Raw genomic sequence first — 18331 nt, forward strand, 5'->3', positions numbered from 1 at the left:
ACCTGGGGATCAAAGGCAAATCCCCTGGCCAGACCCCTAATGACTGGCCGGTGCTCCGGAGGGAGCCGGAGAACCCGTGCTGCTCGGCGACGGCTCCGGGTCGGGAGTGGCCGAGGGGGCGCTCGGCGAGGGGCTGGGCGAGCTCTGGGAGGAGGCCGAGGGGCTGGCCGCCGGGGTGCCGGACTCGCTGTGCGAGGCGGACGGGTGCGGGCTGGGGCTGCCGCTCGCGGGGCTGCCGCCCACCGAGGGCGGCGGCGTCGCACCGGGGCTCACCGCGCCGACCGGCGCGGCGGAGGCCGCCGGGGCGGCGGCGCTCGGGGACGGCGTGGACGCGGCGCCCACGCTCGCGGAGGGGCGCTCGCCGTGCTGGCCGCTCCCGGCGCGTGCGCCGCCCTGCCCGGTCACACCCGTCTTGCCGACCGCCCCGCTCTGCCCGACCGGCTGGATGCCCGGCGCCTGCTCCGACGAGCTGGCACCCACCGACATGCACCCGGTCATCCCCATCCCGGCCAACGCCAGCACCACCCCACCGGCCACCCGCACCGACAGCGCCCGCCGCGCCGTCCGTGCCCGCCGCGCTGTTCCCGCCGCCTGCGCTGTTCCCGCCGTCCGCGCGCGCAGCGCCCTCCGAACCGCCATCACCGAGTACCTCTCCCCTGCCGGGCCGAAGGCCCACCGCTCACCGCGCGCGGCCCGCTTTCGGTGCCCAACGCGGCGACGGCGCCCCCGGACACGGGCAGCGCAGGCCGAAACTCAGCCCCAGTACGCCTGCGCGAGGGCCGTGCCGACCCAGACCGCCCCCAGCCCGGCCAGCAGACTCCCCACCACGTTGGCGACGGCAAGCAGCCGGGCCCCGCTCTCGGCCAGCCGGAGGGTCTCGTAGGAGAAGGTCGAGTAGGTCGTCAGCGCGCCGCACAGGCCGGTGCCGAGCAGCAGTTGCAGCCCGGGGGAGCTCACCCCGGCCGTGACCGCGCCGGTGAGCAGGCCGAGCACGGCGCAGCCGACGACGTTGACCGTGAAGGTGCCCCAGGGGAAGACGGTGTCGTGCCGGGCCTGCACCGCACGGTCCGTCAGATAGCGCAGGGGTGCACCGACAGCCGCCCCGGCCGCGACCAGCAGCCAGTCCGTCGCCCCGCTCACCGTTCGGCCTGCCGGGGCCCGTACCTGACGACCTCGCACTCGTCGAGGGTGACCAGGCCGTCGGTGACGAGGCCGTCCAGCTGCGGGAGGAAGGCCCTGATCCGTTCGGCGGTGTCGACGACCAGCACGGCCACCGGCAGGTCCTCGCCGAGCGAGAGCAGGCGGGTGGTGTGGACGACGGAGGTCGCGCCGAAGCCCTCGATGCCCCGGAAGACGCTCGCCCCGGCCAGCCCGGCGGCGCGGGCCCGGTGCACGATCTCGCTGTAGAGCGGCCGGTGCCGCCAGGTGTCGTTCTCCCCGACCAGCACGGTCAGCCGCAGTTCCCTGGTCACCAGCGGCTCGGTCGTCAGCGGCTCGGTCATCGGGCCCTCCTGAGCAGTCTCCGGGTCAGCCCGGCCGCCGCCCAGACGGCCGCGAGCGCGGCCAGCAGGGTCAGCGCCAGGTAGGCGAGCCCCCGAGCGGCGTAGCCCTGGGCGACCAGGCGGTGCACGTCGACCGCGTAGGTGGAGAAGGTGGTGAAACCGCCGAGCACGCCGGTGCCGATGAACGGGCGCAGCAGCGGGTGCGGCGACCAGATCTCGGTGACGGCGACCAGGAAGACCCCGATCACGGCGCAGCCCACGACGTTGACGGCCAGTGTGGTCCAGGGGAAGCCGGTGGGCGCGACCGGCCGGAGCAGGCCGGCCCCGTACCGGGCCCAGGCGCCGAGCACCCCGCCGAGCGCCACGACGAGGACGGCCGGCCCCTGGCCCCACCTGCTGCTCCGGCGTTCCCGCACCCTCGGTGCGGCCGCCTCGATCCGTTCGGATTCCACACTCCAGTGAATCACCGGTGCCGATCACCTGGCATACCGTCACCCCGCACCCGACAATGAGGCGGTGGACATGACGCGGGACGAGTTCGAGACCCTGGTCTCCGATGCCCTGGACCAGATCCCGCCGCAACTCGCGGCCATGATGGACAACGTGGCGATCTTCGTCGAGGACGAGCCCGACCCGGCCGACCCCGAGCTGCTCGGCCTGTACGAGGGCACCCCGCTCACCGAGCGCGGCGAGTGGTACGCCGGGGTGCTCCCCGATCGGATCATCATCTACATGGGCCCGACCCTCCGGCAGTGCGCCAGTCAGGAGGAGGCCGTGGCCGAAGTCCGGACCACCGTCATCCACGAGGTCGCCCACCACTTCGGCTTCGACGACCACGAGCTGCACGAACTCGGCTGGTCCTGACCCCGGGGCACCCCTCGGCACGCCCCGAAAGCGTTTTGGCGTTCCCGCCCCACATCCCATATGCTTCTCACGTCCCCGACCGCTGCAAGCCAGCCGGGCGGGCCGCAAGCCCTCATCGTCTAGTGGCCCAGGACGTCGCCCTTTCAAGGCGGTAGCACGGGTTCGAATCCCGTTGGGGGCACGGCAGTACCGTAGTAAAGTCAGCGTCGCAAGGCGCTGAAGCGGATGAGATCCGCACGAGGTCCTGTGGAGCAGTTGGTTAGCTCGCCACCCTGTCAAGGTGGAGGTCGCGGGTTCAAGTCCCGTCAGGATCGCTCGTCTCGCAAGAGGCGGTGCAGTACGGCCAGGTAGCTCAGTTGGTACGAGCGTCCGCCTGAAAAGCGGAAGGTCGCCGGTTCGACCCCGGCCCTGGCCACAGCTGCTGAACAGCAAGAAAGCCCCCGGTGAGTTCACTCGCCGGGGGCTTTCTCGTGCCCGGTACGCCAACCGGTATGCCAACCGGTACGCCAGTACCCGCACCGGTCATCGCTGCGCCCCGTCCTCGATCCAGCCGTCGTCGACCGCGATGTTGCTGTCGTACACGACGAACTCCCGCTCCACGGACACGATCTCGAAGCGCGCGTCGGACACCACGCCGATCAGCCCCTCCAGCCGCTCGCCGGCGGTCTTCAGCCCGACCCCGTGGCAACGCTGGGTGATGAACCGCTGCTGCTGACCGGCGCCCACGATCCGCCGTGCGTTCCACGAGACGTGTGCGGCGTGGCCGCCGACCAGCGCGGCCAGCTCCTCGCGATCGGTACCCGGGTCCAGGACGACCTTGAGGTGGTGCTCGAAGTAGACCGACGGGCCGAGCCGCTCCGCATCGGCGTCGGACGCCGGCACTCCACGGGTCCACGGAGTCGCCTCGATCTTCACCCGGACGGGTTCGAAGCCGGCAGCCCGCAGGTCGTCGGCCAGCGCCGCCGCCACCGCCTCGTGCTGGCGGAACGTCCCGGCCCCGCCCAGGGTCAGCATCGGCTGCGAGGGTGTCCGCCCTCGGGCGAGCACGATGTGTGTGAGCTTCAAGCCTCTGACGGCGGCCCACTGCTCGAGGCGGAGCAAGCCCTCCGCGCCGCACCCGACGGTGACATGGGTCTCGAACTCGCCGACGAAGTACTCGGCGGCGGCCGACCGCCCGGCCGGGGGAACAAGCAGTGCCATTACGTGATCATCCCAAGGGCAGCCACCCCCTGAACACCGGATTACCGGCCCCGGGCCACCGGAGCCGTACGGCCGATGCCGAAGCCCGTCGCGGACTACGCTGAGATGCTGTCCGGCACCCCCAGGAGGCACCACGCATGAACCCGGAGCGCTTCGCACTCCTCGAAGAGGCCCGCAGAAGCCTGCCCGACGGGTTCAAGGTGGAGCTGTCGGGCGACACCATCGTGATGATGGTCAGCCCCTCGGGCATCCACCAGCGGAACCTGCTCCTCGTCCGCCGCCAGTTCGATGCGCACGCCCCGTCGGAGCTGCTGCCGAGCGAGAACACCGACCTGGTCTCACCCAAGGTGGGCAAGAGCCGTAACCCGGATCTGACATACCTTCCGGGCGAGGCGCTGGAGACGACTGCCAATCAGGTCCCGTCCGAGGTCGCCGTCGTCGCCGTCGAGCTGGTCTCCCCCTCCAACCCGGAGAACGACTGGGTCGGGAAGGTGCGCGACTACCCACTGATGGGGATCCCGCTGTATCTGTTGATCGATGCCAGGCAGAAGACCGTCACGCTCTTCAGCCGCCCCGACAGCACGAGGTACCACCGCCGCGAGGACATCGAGTTCGGCGAGACGCTGCACATCCCCGAGCCGTTCGACTTCGACCTGATCACGACCGAGCTGCTCCCGTACTGACCTGGGCCGGGACGGCCACGGGCTGGGCCGTGCCGAGGCCGCAGTGGCGGCAGGCTCCGCGGCGGCGTAGGTGGTACGCGAGGGTGGCGGCGCCGAGGGCCGCGCCCCAGACGATCCACAGGATGCCGGGGCCGTTCGTGCCCCACATGTCGGCGGTGAGGCCGACGCGGGCCATCATCAGGCCGCCCGGGATGAGCACCACCGCGACGATCGACGCCGGGACGATCGCGACGGCCGGGCGGACCGGCTCGCCGGCCTTCCACCAGACCCAGCGTGGCCAGACCTCGCCCCAGCCCCGGACCAGACCTTGCGTCAGCACGGTGCCGGCCAGGGAGGCGAGCCCCAGGCAGAGCCCGATCTCGAGCAGGTGGGGCGTGTCCTGCATCTCCTTCTCGAATGCGGGGGTGATCCCGAGCGGGAAGCCGAGGTACCAGGCCACCCTGGTGATCTCGTACGGCAGGGTCGCCAGACCGGCCACCCGGACGGCCACCCGCCCCCAGCGCAGAGCCGCCTCCGGGCTCGTCCACCGCGCGGCGGTCCGCCTTCCCCGGCCGCAGCGCAGGCAGACCTGCCCGGTGCGGCGCTGGTAGGCCAGCGTCGCGGCGGCCCAGAGCAGACCGCCGAGGAAGACGATGAGCATGTTGTCCCGGTGCCAGAAGATGACGTTGCCGATGGTGTGCTGCGGTCCCGGCACCCCGGTGAAGACGAACACCAGCAGCACCGGCCAGAGCGCCAGGATGCCGATCAGTGTGTAGTCGGGGATCACCAGCGCGAGGGTGACGGCCTGGAGCCAGCCGAAGCCGAGCAGCACGTGCCGGGCGCGGCCCGACCCCCACCCCTGGGCCATCAGCACCGCCGCGACCGCACCGGCCAGCCCGAGCACCGCGATCACCGGTGCGAGCACCTCGGCGCGGCTCGGCTCCAGGATGGACAGCGTCGAACGCTCCGGGGCGACCTTCGCGAAGGGGAACCCGCCGCCGCCGAGAGCCCAGTACAGGCCCGCCGCCCCGTACAGCAGCGACCACACCGCCGCCGCGTAGCCGGACCAGTCCGGCCAGAACCGCAACCAGCGAAACCCACGCATCCCGACTCCTCGTCACATCGCTCCGGTGCCTTCGCCTCCAGCCTCGTTCGTCGGCACCCACCGGCGGCAGCTGCCGATCGGCAGAGATTCGTGGGGACCAGGTGGGTCACCTCTGCCGATCGGCAGAGGTGCCTACGCCACTCCGGGACCGGGTCGGGATCGCCGCCTGGGCCTGGTCGACGGGCCAGGCACCACAGAGTCACCGCACGGCGACCGCGTCCAGGTAGACGGACGACTGGCCGTTGGCACCGTCGGCCGGGACGAAGTCGGCGCCGATCTCACAGACCTTGGTGAGGTCGGGCACCCGGGCCAGGTTGAAGTGGAGCTGGGTGCTGTTCGAGTCGACCGGGTAGGTGCCGCCGTCGTACCAGTCGCAGGCGGCGCCGGCCTTCACGTACAGCTTGGCCTTCGTGCCCGTCCGTTGGTCGCCCCAGGGGGCTGTCCGGGCGGTTGCGGTGAGGGTGAGACGGCCGGTGAGGTCGACGGGGGTGGCGTAGTGCTGGAGCAGGAAGGACTCGCCCTTCTCCAGCTGCACGTCGGCCTTGAGGGAGTGGCTGCCCTGCGCCGACCACTCGTCGACCGCCCAGGGCCCGTGCAGCGTCAGCCAGCCGGACCAGCCTTCGGTGGTGCCGGTCTCGTAGTCGCCCAGGGTGGTCGCCGGGCGGGTGGCGGTCACGTTGTCGACGTAGACCGAGCTCTGGCCCGAGGCGCCGGGGGCGGGCGCGAAGCGGACGCCGATCTCGCGGACGTCGGAGAGGTCGGCCACGCCCGCCAGCGGCATGGTCAGGACGGCGCCGTCCGGGCCGACCACGGTGGGCCCGCTGTCGTACCAGGTGGCGCCGGCGCCGGTCCGCAGGTAGAGCTTGGCGCTCGTCCCGGCGGCCTGGTCGCCCCAGGGGGCCGTCCGCACGTCGACGGAGAGCGTGGCGTAGCCGCTGAGATCCTGCGGTGCGACCTTGTTCAGGTAGGTCTCCGGTCGGGTCAGGTCGATGTCGGCCTTGAGCGAGCGGCTCTGCTGGGAGGCCCACTCGTCCACGGACCAGGGCCCGTGCAGCGTCTGCCAGCCGCCCCAGCCGTCCGGCCCGTTCTCGAAGCCTTCGAGCAGCACGCCCGGCGCGGGAGGGCGCGGTGGCCCTGGCGGGTCGGTCAGCGCCGACAGCTTGATCCCGCCGAGGCCGACCGTCCACCGGTCGTTCATCAGCGTGCTCGCGCCGAGCTGCACCGTGGGGCTCCACTTGTCGTTCCAGGCCAGGAAGTAGGTCGTGGCCGGGAAGCGGGTGCGGATCGCGTCGGCCCAGCGGCCGTAGTCGTACGAGCCGGGTGCCGGTACGTGGGTCGTCGGGTCGTTCGGCGGGCCGATCTCGGCGAAGGCGAACGGCTTGTGCAGGGCGGTCAGTTCGCCGTACCCCTGGGCGGCGGCCGGGTCGGTCGGGTAGCAGTCGAGACCGACCACGTCGGTGTACGCGGCGCCCGGGTAGTAGGCGGCGCGGTCGCCGGCGCCGCAGAGCGGCGAGTAGACCCAGAGCAGGTTGTGCAGGTTCTTCGTCCGGGTGAGGTAGCGGTACGTGTACTGCCAGACGGCGATGTACGCCGCCCGGTCCTGGCCGCTCCACCAGAAGGCGTTCGCCCCGGAGGTGTTCATCTCGTGCAACGGGCGGAAGAGCACCGGCACACCCGCCGAGTCGAGGTCGGCCAGCCCGGCGGCGGTCCGGTCGAGGGTCCGCAGCCAGGCGGCGCCGACCGTGGTCGTCGGGTCGGTGAGCTGCTGGAAGTTCTCCAGGTGGGTGTACAGGCCCTTGAGGTCGGGCTGGACGGGGTTCGGCGCGTGGACGCTGACGGAGACCAGGCCGCCCCTGGCCCACCAGTTCTTGAGGTCGGCGTTGCAGGAGGAGTCGATGGTCGAGCTGCCGTCGGAGGCGTAGTCGCACGCGATCAGCCCCGGGTACCGACCGGTCTGCGCCTTCAGGTCCTCGGTCTGGGCGAGCGAGAAGGCGGAGCCGCTGTAGCCGCCGAAGAGGCCGGAGACCACCCGGCTGCCGGCCCGCCCCGGCAGGTGGGCCAGCCAGTCGAGCACCTGGGCCGAGGCGGTGGTGGCGAGCGGGTCGGACGGGGTGACGGCGGGCGCCGCCGAGGCGGCCGGCGCCCCGAGCAGGAGGGGCGCCAGCAGGAGCGTCGACATCAACGCGGCACGGACTCTTCGCAACATGATCGACACTTAATCAGACCGACCTGAGCCCTTCGGCAGGCGGGGAACCCAACACTGTTGGGCAGGGCAGAAGTTGATGGGGCATCGGAGCGCGCAGGAGTTGCTCAGGAGGCGCCCGGTACCAGCACTGGCGAGGTCTGGGCGAGCAGCTCGGCGAACGCGGTGGTGAGCGGGTCGGGTCGGGTGCGGGTGTAGGCGGTGAGGGTCCGCCGGATCGGTGGGTCCGGGCGGAGGACCGCGCCGTCGAAGCCGGGCGGGAGGATGTTGGCCGGCACGAGCGCCGGGCCGAGACCGGCGGCGGCGAGCAGCGGCACGGCGGAGGTCTGCTCGGCCCTGACGGCGACCCCGGGCTGGAACCCGGCCTGCGCGCAGGCCTGGTCGAGGAGGTCGGCGAGTCCGTTGCCGGGGGCGTAGTGGACCCACAGGCGGTCGGCGAGCCGGCCGAGCGCGAGCGGCCCGCCGACGGCCGGAGATCCGTCCGCGTGCCCGGCCGCCAGCGGGTCGTCACTCGGCAGGACGAGGACGAACTCCTCGATGCCCAGGTCCCGTACGGGCCCCTCCCAGTCGGCAGGGGTCGGGCCGACGGCGAGATCGGCCTGCCCGGCGGCCATCGCGGCCTGGAGTTCGCGAGCGTGCGGGTACTCGCGCAGGCGGATCCGGACTCCCGGGTGCCGCTGCCGCCAGGTGCGCAGGACGGGCGGCAGGAGGCCGAGGCTGACGGAGTAGACCGTCGCCACCTCCAGCTCACCCTCCTCCAACCCGGCCGCGCAGCGGGCGGCGGAGCGTGCCCGCGCGGCCTCGGCGAGCGCCGCGCGGGCGTGCGGCAGGACGGCCCGCCCGGTCGGGGTGAGCCGGACCGAACGCGGGAGGCGCTCGACCAGCGGGCCGCCGAGTGCGGTCTCCAGGGCGCGCATCTGGTGCGAGAGGGCGGGCTGGGTGACGTGCAGCTGCTCGGCCGCCCGGGTGAAGGATCCGGTGTCGACGACGGTGACCAGGTATTCGAGCTGTCGCAGCGTAGCCATGAGCAGAAGTTATCGCAGCGGTAGAGAACATGCCTTGGACTCATCGGCCGGGCAGCGGGAGGCTTCTCGAACAGCCACCGTCCAGCCCAGGAGGAGTTCCACCATGTCCACCCCTGCCCCCACCGCCGACCGTCTCGCCTGCCCCGCGCTCGAAGGGCGGCGCCTCGTGGTGGTCGGCGCCGGTTCGCACACCGGCCGGCTGCTCGCCCAGGCCGCCTCGGCGGCCGGGGCCGACCTGGTGCTGGCCGGGCCCGACCCACGGAAGCTGGAGTGGACCGCCGGCGAGCTGACCGGCCCGGCCCTCGTCGTCCCGGTCGACCTGGGCGACGAGGAGTCGATCGCCCGTCTCGCCGAGCAGGCCGGCCGCTTCGACCATCTGGTCTCCACGGCCGCGATGCCCGCCAACGGCCCGCTGGCGGAGCTCCGACTCGCCGACGTCCAGCGTGCGTTCGCCGCCAAGGTGCTGGGCCCGCTGCTGCTGGCCAAGCACCTCGCCGGACAGGCCGCCGAGGGGGGTTCGTTCACCTTCTTCTCCGGTGTCGCGGCCTGGCGCCCGGCTCCCGCCCGCACGGTGATGGCGACCACCAACGGCGCCCTGGCCTTCCTGGTCCAGGCACTCGCCGTCGAGATCGCCCCCGTACGGGTGAACGCCGTCTCCCCCGGCATCGTCGACACCGGCTCCTGGGACGGGCTGGGCTCGGACAAGGCCGCCTTCCTGCGCGGCGTCGCCGAACGCAACCCGGCCCGCCGCGTCGGCACGCCCGCCGACCTGATCCAGGCCGTGCTGTACGCCATCGGCAACCCGTACGTCACCGGCACCGTGCTGCACGTCGACGGCGGCGGGCGGCTCGTCTGACTGCCGGTTACCCGCGAGTCCCTCAGTGCCCCGGCGGACCGGCCGGGACGAGGCTGCGGTGGGCGTCGATCGCGGCGGCGAGGGTGTGGGCGAGATAGCCGGGGCGGGAGTTGCCGCCCGGTACGGGGAGTGTCCCGGCCCCCGGGCGGGTGATGCCTACCCGCCGGAGCAGGGCGTTGAGCTCGACGCCGAGCTCGTGCGGGTCGAGGGCCAGGTGCCTGGCGAGGTCGGCGACGTACATCCGGCCGCCCGCGTGCTCGACGGCCCGGTGGGCGCTCAGGAGCAGGACGGGCACGCCGTGCTCGTCTAGGGCACCGGGATCGTCGAGGCCCCGATGTTCGGTCGGCGCATCGTGCCCGGCTGCCGTGCGGTGCTCGGCCGGGGCACGGCGCTCGTCGCGGACGGCCGGGACGATGACGCCCCGGGAGTTCGGGAAGGTGACAGGTGGCCGGTGGACGGGCTGGGTGCAGGCCAGGCCCGCGTAGACGCGGGCTACGGCGGCGAGGGCTGAGGCGGCGTCCCGTCGGCTCTGGTCGAGCATCGTCATCGCCTCACTGGCGAGGGTACGGGCGGTCTCGGCGGGGTTGTCGTTCATACCGTGCCAACGTCCGCGGAACGATCAAGGTATTCCTTGATCCACCGCCCGGGGGGCTTCGATCGGCCGGTCGGCGGCGCCGGGTGGGCCGACCGGCGCAGTGCCGGTCGGCCCACCCGTACGGGGCTACGGCGTGCGCGGCGCGCGGGTGGCCGATCCGCTGCGGGGCGAAGCAGAGGCCGGACGGCCGGAAGCCGAGACCGGACGCCCGGAGGCGGAGGCCGGGCGACCGGAGGCCGAGGCCGGGCGGGTACGGCGGTCGTTGCGGCCACCCGGGGAGCTGTTGCGACGGGGGCGCTCGATCACCGGGTCGGGGACGACCACGGGGACGCCGGTCGGCACCCGGGCGCCGGTGATCCGGGCGAGCTGCTCGTCGCCGGGCTGGACGCGGGCCGACTCGGGGACGATCCCGGCGGCGGCCAGCATCCGGGCCGTGCCCCGGCGCTGGTTGGGCAGCACCAGGGTGACGACCGTGCCGGACTCCCCGGCGCGGGCGGTGCGGCCGCCACGGTGCAGGTAGTCCTTGTGGTCGGCCGGCGGGTCGACGTTGACGACCAGGTCGAGCCCGTCGATGTGGATGCCCCGGGCGGCGACGTTGGTGGCGACCAGGGTGGTGACCGCACCGGCGCGGAACTGCTCCAGGGTGCGGGTGCGCTGCGGCTGCGACTTGCCGCCGTGCAGCGCTGCGGCCATCACCCCGCTGGCCAGCAGGCCCTCGACCAGACGGTCTGCGGCCTGCTTGGTCTCGGTGAACATGATCACGCCGCCGTCGCGGGACGCGATGTGCGCGATGGCGGAGGTCTTGTCCGAGTTCTGCACGTACAGCACGTGGTGGTCCATCGTGCTGACGGTGGCCGCCGACGGGTCCACCGAGTGTGTGACCGGGTCCTTGAGGAAGTGGCGCACCAGACGGTCGACGTTGCGGTCCAGGGTGGCGGAGAACAGCATCGTCTGCCCGCCCTCGGCGACCTGCCCGAGCAGCTCGGTGACCTGCGGCAGGAAGCCCATGTCGGCCATCTGGTCGGCCTCGTCGAGCACGGTGACGGCGACACCGTCGAGCCGGCAGTCGCCGCGCTGCACGAGATCCGCCAGTCGGCCGGGGGTGGCCACGACGATCTCGGCGCCACGCCGGAGCGCGTGCGCCTGGCGGCTGATCGGCATGCCGCCGACGAGGGTGGCCAGCCGGAGCCGGACGGAGTCGGCGTACGGCGCGAGCGCCTCGGTGACCTGCTGGGCGAGCTCGCGGGTGGGCACCAGGACGAGCGCCAGCGGTCGGCCCGACTCGGCCCGCTGCCCTGCGGTACGGGCCAGCACGGCCAGCCCGAACGCGATGGTCTTGCCGGAGCCCGTCCGGCCCCGGCCGAGGACGTCACGGCCGGCCAGCGAGTTCGGCAGGGTGGCCGCCTGGATCGGGAACGGCGCACTGACGCCCCGTCGGGCGAGCGTCACGAGCAGCGCCTGCGGCAGGTCGAGCTCGTCGAACGCCTCGACGGCGGGGAGCGCCGGGGTGATGGTGACCGGCACCGCGAACTCGCCCGAGGGACGGGCGTGTTGACGACCGGTCGGGCGTGCGCCGGAGCCGGGCGGGCGGCCCGACGAGCGGCCGGACGCGCGGTACGGAGAACCTGTGGAGCGAATCATGCGGGAGCCTTCCCGGGAGCGGCACGTCGCCTGGAAGACTCCGCGGCAGCAAGCCGCATGAAATTCGCAAGAACGGGCCAGGAATTGCGGGGAGCGGCGCGTCGGCAACCTCGACCGGACGACCCGTCACGGACGGTCAGCGCGCGCTCGGCCTGCGATGGCGAGGCCGGAAGCCCGGAAAGCCGGGCCGATCTTCATAAAAACGGCGAGAGGCCCGCACCGTGCGAACGCGCGGTGCAGGCCTCTGCAACTGCTTTGGCGGAAAAGCCGTGGCAGCGGGAAGAACTAGAGCGGGCGGATGTTCTCGGCCTGCGGGCCCTTCTGGCCCTGCGTGACGTCGAACTCGACCTTCTGGCCCTCGAGCAGCTCACGGAAGCCCTGGGCGTTGATGTTCGAGTAGTGGGCGAAGACGTCCGGGCCGCCACCGTCCTGCTCGATGAAGCCGAAGCCCTTTTCCGCGTTGAACCACTTCACGGTGCCATTAGCCATAGAAAAATCTCCTTCATGGGGCATCGAAGCCCGCGCCTCGCGAGCTTCGCGTCGCCGCGATGATGACCCGCCCGGTTAACCATCCGGGAAACAAAATGCGCCTGCGGCATTACCAGCAGGCGCACACAAAGTTCATGGGAACCACAACTGCAACTACCACGACTGTAGCAGGGTCCGAACCGGAACGGGGGACTTCTCGATCCCGACTTCCCCGGGCGCGTCGCCCGTCACACCGGGTGGCCGCTGCCGGGCCGCCGTCCGGGCCGCCGTCCAAGATCCAGAAATCCCGGCCCCGCAGGATCCCCTCACCGGCCCCGCAACGGGCGCATACTTGCACAGATGACGAATTCAGCCGCGCCCCGGCGCCACCTGCCCACCAGCCCCTTCCGAGCTGCGGCCCCACCGACGCCCAAGCACTTCGCCGTCGGAGACCGCGTGTCCCACGACGAGTACGGCCTCGGCCGGATCATCAGCGTCGAGGGCGACGGCAACATCGCGGTGCTCGCCGACTTCGGCTCACACCAGGAACGGATCACCGCACCGTTCGCCAAGCTCTTCCTGCTCTAGCGCCAACTCGCCGACGGTCAGCGCCCGTTGGCGAGACACCACGAGGGCCGGTGCCCCCGCTCAGCAGAGCGGGGGCACCGGCCCTCGTGCGTTTCAGCCCTTGACGAAGTAGCCGAAGAGGTCGGCGACGACCTGGGTGCTGCCGTTGAAGTTGTAGACGTCGAACTTCCCGTTCCCACCCAGCGGGGTGGTCACGTGGTTGGGCACCGTCTGCCCGGCCGTGAAGTTCAGGTTGCTCGTCCCCGGCTTCGCCGAACCGTCGGCCCAGGCCGTCAGGTACCCGGCCGTGGTCGGCGCGGTCGCGGTCACGTTCAGCACCGCACCCGTCGCCCCCGCCGGAGCGCCGGAGGCCACGGCGAGACTCGCACCGGCACCCAACGCACCCTTGCCCGGGTCACGCGTGTCCACCAGACGGGTGGGAGTCGTCGGACGGAAGAGGCTCTCACCCTTCGGGCTGTAGTACCCGAAGAGGTCCACCACCGCGTCCGCACTGCCCGCGAAGTTGCTCAGCTGCACCTTGCCGTCGGCACCGATCGGCACCACGACCTGGTTCGCCACCGTCTGCCCCGGCCCGAAGTTCAGGTTGCTCGTACCCGTCGGGTTCATGTACTCGGGGTACAGCGAGAAGTAACCGCCCACCGTGCCCCGCGTCGCGGTGACGTTCAGCACCGCCGCCGTCGCATCCGCCGGCACGCCGTGTACCCCACGGATCTGCACCGAGCTCGCGTATCCCGCACGGATCGGGCTCTGCCCGGCGGTACGGGTGTCGAGCAGCCGGACGGGTGCCTGCGCGGTGAAGCGGTCACCCGTGCAGACGCCCGTGCCGTAGTGGCCGAACATGTCGACGACCACGTCCGTGCTGCCGCTGTGGTTGAAGATCGCGACCTGACCGTCCTTGCCCACCGGGACGGTGACCAGGTTCGGCACCACCTGCCCGGCCGTGAAGTTCACGTTGGACGTCGTCGGACGGTCCGCGCCGGCCGGGTAGACCGTCAGGTAGCCTCCGTTGGTCTTGTTGACGGCGGTCACGTTGAGCACCACCGCCGTTGGGTTGCCGCAGATCCCGCCGGGCACCGACACGGTCAGCGACTCGCCCGGCCCGAGCGTCGTCCGCCCGCCCGTGTGCTGGCGGGTGTCGAGGAGGCGGGTCGGGGTCTCCGCGTGGAAGGCGCCCGGCTGGTAGGCGACGTGCGCCACCTGAGAGGTGCTCGCCGTCCGGCCGCCGGTGTCGGTCACCTTCATCGTGACGGTGTAGTCACCCTGGTGGCTGTACTGGTGGGTGTCGCTGCCCTGCGGGCCGCTGCCGTCACCGAAGTCGTAGCTGCGCGAGGCAACCGCCCACGACGTGGTGGTGCCGGTGTCGCTCACCTGGTAGGTCAGCGGACCGTTCCCCGGGGACACGCTCATCGCCGGGATGAGGTCCCCCGCCGGGTTGGCCTTCGCCCAGCCGGTGCCAGGCTCGGTGGTGTCGCCGTTCTGGAGCGTGGCCGTGACGGTGATCTTGTACGACCCGGGGGTGGCGTAGGCGTGCTGCTGCGCCGACCGGTCCGTGGTGACCAGTGGGGCAGTCCCGTCACCGAAGTCGTAGCTGTACGAGACCACCGGCGACCAGCCACTCCAGGCGGGAGTGAAGGTGAGGGCCGTCCCGACCGGCACGCTGTACTGGGAGACGGTGAGCTTGGGTGGGTCGTTCGAGGTGGTCACCTCGTACGCGCCACGGTCGTAGTAGCCCGGCTCACCGTTGGTGACGTGCGGGACCTGGATGCGGTGCAAGCCGAGAATGTCCGTCGCGCTCTCACCGGGCGCGCTCGCGTCGGCGGAGTCGACCGCCGGGGAGCCGGACCGCAGCGTGAGACCCGTGGTGTACTCGAACACCGGGTCGGCGGTGAGGTCGTGGGCACCCTGGCCGGGGACAGCCGTCGTGAAGTCGGCCGAGGTGGCGTACGTCTTGTCGGCCCAGCTGTACGAGGGCTGGCCGGAGAGCGGGTTGAGCAGGTTGTACTTGGCAACCGAGCCGACTGCGGACGGCGTGGAGACCAGCAGCTTCACTCCGTCGGCGGCGTGGTCGCACTTGACGTAGCTGTACAGGAGCTCCTGAGAAGTGGCGAGGATGTTGTTCTCCACCACCGCCTTCGAGGAGTCGCCCAGCAGGGCGACCGCCGGGGCGCAGAGGGTACTGGCGGTGTTGCCCGTCACCACCGTGCCCGGGGCGTCAGTGATCTGGACGCCACCGCCTGACCGGTTGTCGATCGCGTTGCCGCTCACCACCGCTCCGGAGACCCCGGCGTCGACCACGATCGAGCTCTTACCACCGAACAGGATGTTGCGGGCGACGGTGGTCGCCGTCGTGCTGCCGGTCAGGTGGACGGTGGCCGGAGCTACCGCCGTGCCGTAGCCGCCCCACGCATAGTTGCCGTCCACCGACACCCGGGCGGCGTCGGTGAGCAGGAAAGCCTCCTGATTCCCGACGACGGTGAACCCGGAGATCCGAACGTCGTGCACGCCGTTGAGCACGAAGCCCCGGTCCTTCTGCCCCGTTCCGTTGATGCCGAGGCCGATCACCGGCCTCGGCAGCGTACGCAGGACGCCGCCGAGAAAGGTGATCGGCTTGCCCTCGCTCCCGGAGTGGGTGAGCGTGACCTGCTCGTCGTACTGGCCGGGCGCCACCTTCACCGTCTGGCCCGGCTGGGCTGCGTCGGCGGCGGCCTGGACGGTGCAGTACGGCTGCTGCTGGGTGCCCGCGCTCGCGCCGGTGTCGGCGCAGTGGGCGGCGGTGCTGTTGTCGACGTAGATCGTCGACGAGTCCGCCACGGCGTGGCTGGGTATCGGAAGCCCGACTCCCAGGACGACGCTGGTGGCGGAGGCGAGGCCGGCGAGATTCCGCAGGCGCACGATGGACCCCCCTGATGAGTTCTTCGGTCCGCGTCGAGCCAGGTGGGCCGCGACGGACGGGAGCCATCATTCGTCATGCCCGGCTGCGGTGTCACCTCGGATTCGAGCGAATCTTCGCGATACCCGAGTGACATCCGATACAGGGCGGGCGGGAGTGGTCGTCAACCGGTCGGCCGGTCCCCGGAAAACACCGTCGCGGGGGGCCGGCTTGCGCAAAACTGCTCACTGCCAGAGAGGCGGAGCAGTACGAACCGCCTGCCCCCACGACGGAGAGCGGCCCCCACCCGATGACCTCAGACCCCGCCCCGGTACCGGGGCCACGCCCGGAGAAGCCGCCGACGGCCCCCGCCGGACCGCCGGCTCCGGCAGGCGTCCCGTACGGGGCGCTCCAGGACCTCATCCGCTCGCAGACCGGCACCCGCCGCGGCGACGCGACCGCCTACCTGCGGGCCGCCGCGCACCTCAACCCGGCCTACCGGGATGCGGTCGTCGAGGAGCTGGCGGAGAACCCGCACCGCATCCCGCCGCCCTCCTTCGGCGTCGACCTGGTCGCGATCCTCAAGGAGTGTTTCGCAAACCGGCGTTGGGCCGTCATCCGGGCGCTCGTGATGCTGGTGATCCCCTTCCTGTTCATCCCGGTCGACCGGACGGGTGCGATCGCGCCGCTCGCCGTGGTGCTGTACGTCCGCTTCTACCTTTTCCTCACCCGGCGGCTGACCCGGCTGCTGGAGCGGTTCGCGGCGCGACTCAGCGACCGGGTGGCCGCAGTGTGGGTGCGGCGGGCGTCCTCGCTGGTCTGGCTGGCCGGCATCGGCTGGATCGTCGTCATCAACGGCTCCTACCTGGTCGGCCTCTGGGGTGAGGGCTTCCTCAGCAGCCAGCCCGACTGCCACTACGCGACCGCCCCCGACGGCGGGTACGGCGCCTACAGCTGCAACGACGTCACCACCTTCAACAGCACCCCGCTCGCCGTGCTGCTCACCCTCGCGGGCTGGGCCGCCGTGGCCGGGTACGACCGCTACCGCCGCCTGCACATCCTGCACAGGCTCGCCACCGGCAGCGCCCCGGTCGCGGCCGACGGCGACGGCGCCCACGGCGAGCGCTACCGGGAACTGCGGGCGCAGCAGAGCGACCCGGACGTCGTCTACAGCGACTTCGCACCGTTCGTCGGCGCGGGGGTGGAGGTCGACCACTGGTCGTTCCCGGTCGAGCTGGTGCCGCTGGCCGGCCCGGACGGCGACGGCGCGGGCAGCGGCGGCGCGGGCAGCGGCGGCGCGGGCAGCGGCGGCGCGGGCAGCGGCGGCGCGGGCAGCGGCGGCGCGGGCAGCGGCGGCAGCGGCGGCCCGCTCGCCAAGCGGCCGAAGCCGCCGACCGGGTTCACCACGGCGGAGCTGCACGCGCACATCCGCACCGAACTGCTCCGGCTGGGCGCCGTCGGGCCGGGCCCGGCCTACCCGGGGGACCGGCTGCACGGCATCCGGGTCGACGACTACGTGTTCAAGCGCGGCATGCGGGTCGGGCCGTCCACCGACTGGAGCGGCAGCGGGCCGGCCAGTGCGTTCGCCCAACTGGAGCCGTTCGCCAAGCCGTTGGCGGCCCAGCTGTTCGGCCTCCCGGCCGGGTCGCCGCCGCCGTCGAGCTGGTGGGCGGACAGCCTCGACCTCGCCGCCGAGGAGCAGCTGCGGCACTACCTGGCCGCCCGGGTGGAGAGCTGGAACGGCGAGGTGGTGCTCACCGTCTTCACCAGGGTGCAGGTGCAGGGCGGCCTGCTCTTCCTGGAGAACCGAGCCTTCCTGCTGCCGCCGATCGACCGCGCGTACCACGCGATCGACCTCGTCCGGCCGCCGACGGGCGTCGGCGACTGGATCGCCCTGGCGGGCCGCTCGCTGCTCGCGACCGTCCCGCTCGCGAGCTCCGCGCTGCCCGATCTGTACGTCGCGGTACGGACGGCCGTCCGGACGGCGCGGGCGCGGAGCTGGTACGACTGGATGTGCCGCAAGGACCAGCCCGTCGACCACGGACCGCGCTGCTCGGCACGGGAGTTGGGGGCCGAGTCGGAGTACCACCAGCTCTTCCAGGAGATGGACGCGCACCGCTTCCTGCAGAGCATCGAGACCCGCACGCTCACGGCTGTGCGCGGCTTCCTGCGGGAGCACGGCTACCGCACCGACGCGTACGAGGCCCACCTGACGACCGTCGTGAACAACGGCATCCAGGTCAACGGGAACGTCAACGGGGTCGTCCAGAGCGGCGCCAACGCCAGGGCGAGCTACCAGCAGGTCGCGACCCCGCAGGCCAGGATAGGAACTCAGGGAAACTGACGGCCAGTTGAAGGCCAATTGAGGAGGGGATGGTATGTCGGAGGAGAACGACACCGGCGGCATCCACATCGCCGGGTCGGTGACAGGCATCGTGCAGAGCGGCAGCCACGCCAGTGCGGTGTTCACCGCCGGGCCTTCGGCCGAGCCGGCGCAGGCCGCCGACCAGCTGCTGGCGGCGGTGGAGGCACTGCGGGCGGAGTTGCGCTCGCTGCGGGCCGCCGAGCCGGAGGCCGTACCGGAGTTCGCCGCCGAGGTGGCGGAGGCCGAGCTCGACGGCCTGGCCGAGCCCGAGCGGGAGCCGGGCCGCATCCGGCGCTCGGTGTTCGCGGTCGCCGGGGCACTCGGCTCCGTCGCCGGGCTGGCCGAGGCGGTCGACCGGCTCCGCCAGGCTGCGGCGCCCTGGTTCTGA

At 72.2% G+C, this 18331-nt stretch carries 18 protein-coding genes and 3 tRNA genes; 9 read left to right on the top strand and 12 right to left on the bottom strand.

The window, feature by feature from the left end; all coding sequences use genetic code 11:
• Window positions 1-36 precede the first annotated feature (36 nt).
• The 4 genes from ACR68M_RS14765 to crcB (ACR68M_RS14780) form a co-directional block, all read right to left on the bottom strand.
• Window positions 37-639, bottom strand: coding sequence for a hypothetical protein (locus tag ACR68M_RS14765; RefSeq protein ID WP_441250946.1), 603 nt, complete (start codon window positions 637-639; stop codon window positions 37-39).
• A 114-nt stretch (window positions 640-753) separates the two neighbouring features.
• Window positions 754-1140, bottom strand: coding sequence for a fluoride efflux transporter CrcB (gene crcB, locus ACR68M_RS14770; protein ID WP_441250947.1), 387 nt, complete (start codon window positions 1138-1140; stop codon window positions 754-756).
• Complete coding sequence (locus ACR68M_RS14775) at window positions 1137-1502, bottom strand: DUF190 domain-containing protein (RefSeq protein WP_441250948.1); 366 nt, start codon at window positions 1500-1502, stop codon at window positions 1137-1139. Before ACR68M_RS14775 ends, crcB (ACR68M_RS14770) begins: the two co-directional genes overlap by 4 nt.
• Window positions 1499-1939 (bottom strand): fluoride efflux transporter CrcB, encoded by a 441-nt coding sequence (gene crcB / locus ACR68M_RS14780; protein WP_441251619.1) that lies wholly within the window; start codon window positions 1937-1939, stop codon window positions 1499-1501. Before crcB (ACR68M_RS14780) ends, ACR68M_RS14775 begins: the two co-directional genes overlap by 4 nt.
• Before the next feature lie 85 nt (window positions 1940-2024).
• Between crcB (ACR68M_RS14780) and ACR68M_RS14785 the strand changes: the two genes are divergently transcribed.
• The 4 genes from ACR68M_RS14785 to ACR68M_RS14800 all read left to right on the top strand — a co-directional run bounded on the left by ACR68M_RS14785 (window position 2025) and on the right by ACR68M_RS14800 (window position 2781).
• A complete protein-coding gene (locus ACR68M_RS14785) occupies window positions 2025-2366 on the top strand; it encodes a metallopeptidase family protein (protein WP_441250949.1) in 342 nt (113 codons plus the stop codon).
• A 108-nt stretch (window positions 2367-2474) separates the two neighbouring features.
• Window positions 2475-2547: transfer RNA gene (locus ACR68M_RS14790), tRNA-Glu, on the top strand.
• 59 nt (window positions 2548-2606) lie between these two features.
• Window positions 2607-2680, top strand: a tRNA-Asp gene (locus tag ACR68M_RS14795).
• A gap of 27 nt (window positions 2681-2707) precedes the next feature.
• Window positions 2708-2781, top strand: a tRNA-Phe gene (locus ACR68M_RS14800).
• A gap of 107 nt (window positions 2782-2888) precedes the next feature.
• On the opposite strand, the gene ACR68M_RS14805 is transcribed toward ACR68M_RS14800, so the two are convergent.
• On the bottom strand, window positions 2889-3566 hold the full coding sequence (locus ACR68M_RS14805) for a hypothetical protein (RefSeq protein ID WP_441250950.1): 678 nt from the start codon (window positions 3564-3566) through the stop codon (window positions 2889-2891).
• A gap of 137 nt (window positions 3567-3703) precedes the next feature.
• Here ACR68M_RS14805 and ACR68M_RS14810 point away from each other — a divergent pair, with 137 nt between their 5' ends.
• Window positions 3704-4249 (top strand): Uma2 family endonuclease, encoded by a 546-nt coding sequence (locus tag ACR68M_RS14810; RefSeq protein ID WP_441250951.1) that lies wholly within the window; start codon window positions 3704-3706, stop codon window positions 4247-4249.
• Here the strand turns inward: ACR68M_RS14810 and ACR68M_RS14815 are convergent.
• The 3 genes from ACR68M_RS14815 to ACR68M_RS14825 form a co-directional block, all read right to left on the bottom strand.
• Window positions 4224-5333 (bottom strand): NYN domain-containing protein, encoded by a 1110-nt coding sequence (locus tag ACR68M_RS14815; protein ID WP_441250952.1) that lies wholly within the window; start codon window positions 5331-5333, stop codon window positions 4224-4226. The genes ACR68M_RS14810 and ACR68M_RS14815 overlap by 26 nt on opposite strands.
• A 199-nt stretch (window positions 5334-5532) precedes the next feature.
• The gene (locus ACR68M_RS14820; protein ID WP_441250953.1) at window positions 5533-7512 is read right to left on the bottom strand and encodes a glycosyl hydrolase; all 1980 of its coding nucleotides are present in this window, start codon (window positions 7510-7512) and stop codon (window positions 5533-5535) included.
• A gap of 131 nt (window positions 7513-7643) precedes the next feature.
• Window positions 7644-8561 carry a LysR family transcriptional regulator gene (locus ACR68M_RS14825; RefSeq protein WP_441250954.1) on the bottom strand — a complete coding sequence of 306 codons (918 nt, stop codon included), beginning with the start codon at window positions 8559-8561 and terminating at the stop codon, window positions 7644-7646.
• 103 nt (window positions 8562-8664) lie between these two features.
• Here ACR68M_RS14825 and ACR68M_RS14830 point away from each other — a divergent pair, with 103 nt between their 5' ends.
• Window positions 8665-9417 (top strand): SDR family oxidoreductase, encoded by a 753-nt coding sequence (locus tag ACR68M_RS14830; protein WP_441250955.1) that lies wholly within the window; start codon window positions 8665-8667, stop codon window positions 9415-9417.
• A 22-nt stretch (window positions 9418-9439) separates the two neighbouring features.
• Here ACR68M_RS14830 and ACR68M_RS14835 read toward each other — a convergent pair whose 3' ends face one another.
• From ACR68M_RS14835 to ACR68M_RS14845, 3 genes are all read right to left on the bottom strand, one after another.
• A complete protein-coding gene (locus ACR68M_RS14835) occupies window positions 9440-10012 on the bottom strand; it encodes a hypothetical protein (protein ID WP_441250956.1) in 573 nt (190 codons plus the stop codon).
• 126 nt (window positions 10013-10138) lie between these two features.
• Window positions 10139-11653, bottom strand: a complete 1515-nt coding sequence (locus ACR68M_RS14840; RefSeq protein ID WP_441250957.1) for a DEAD/DEAH box helicase — start codon at window positions 11651-11653, stop codon at window positions 10139-10141.
• A 285-nt stretch (window positions 11654-11938) separates the two neighbouring features.
• Window positions 11939-12142, bottom strand: coding sequence for a cold-shock protein (locus ACR68M_RS14845; RefSeq protein ID WP_441250958.1), 204 nt, complete (start codon window positions 12140-12142; stop codon window positions 11939-11941).
• A 339-nt stretch (window positions 12143-12481) separates the two neighbouring features.
• Here ACR68M_RS14845 and ACR68M_RS14850 point away from each other — a divergent pair, with 339 nt between their 5' ends.
• The gene (locus tag ACR68M_RS14850; protein WP_441250959.1) at window positions 12482-12709 is read left to right on the top strand and encodes a hypothetical protein; all 228 of its coding nucleotides are present in this window, start codon (window positions 12482-12484) and stop codon (window positions 12707-12709) included.
• Between the two features lie 93 nt (window positions 12710-12802).
• On the opposite strand, the gene ACR68M_RS14855 is transcribed toward ACR68M_RS14850, so the two are convergent.
• Window positions 12803-15601 (bottom strand): PKD domain-containing protein, encoded by a 2799-nt coding sequence (locus ACR68M_RS14855; protein ID WP_441250960.1) that lies wholly within the window; start codon window positions 15599-15601, stop codon window positions 12803-12805.
• Between the two features lie 287 nt (window positions 15602-15888).
• Between ACR68M_RS14855 and ACR68M_RS14860 the strand changes: the two genes are divergently transcribed.
• Both ACR68M_RS14860 and ACR68M_RS14865 read left to right on the top strand, forming a co-directional pair.
• Window positions 15889-17922 (top strand): hypothetical protein, encoded by a 2034-nt coding sequence (locus ACR68M_RS14860; protein WP_441250961.1) that lies wholly within the window; start codon window positions 15889-15891, stop codon window positions 17920-17922.
• A 34-nt stretch (window positions 17923-17956) separates the two neighbouring features.
• Window positions 17957-18331: a DUF5955 family protein gene (locus ACR68M_RS14865; protein ID WP_441250962.1), complete on the top strand. Its 375-nt coding sequence runs from the start codon at window positions 17957-17959 to the stop codon at window positions 18329-18331.

It is taken from the genome of Kitasatospora sp. McL0602 (assembly GCF_052076145.1).
Lineage (GTDB): Bacteria > Actinomycetota > Actinomycetes > Streptomycetales > Streptomycetaceae > Kitasatospora.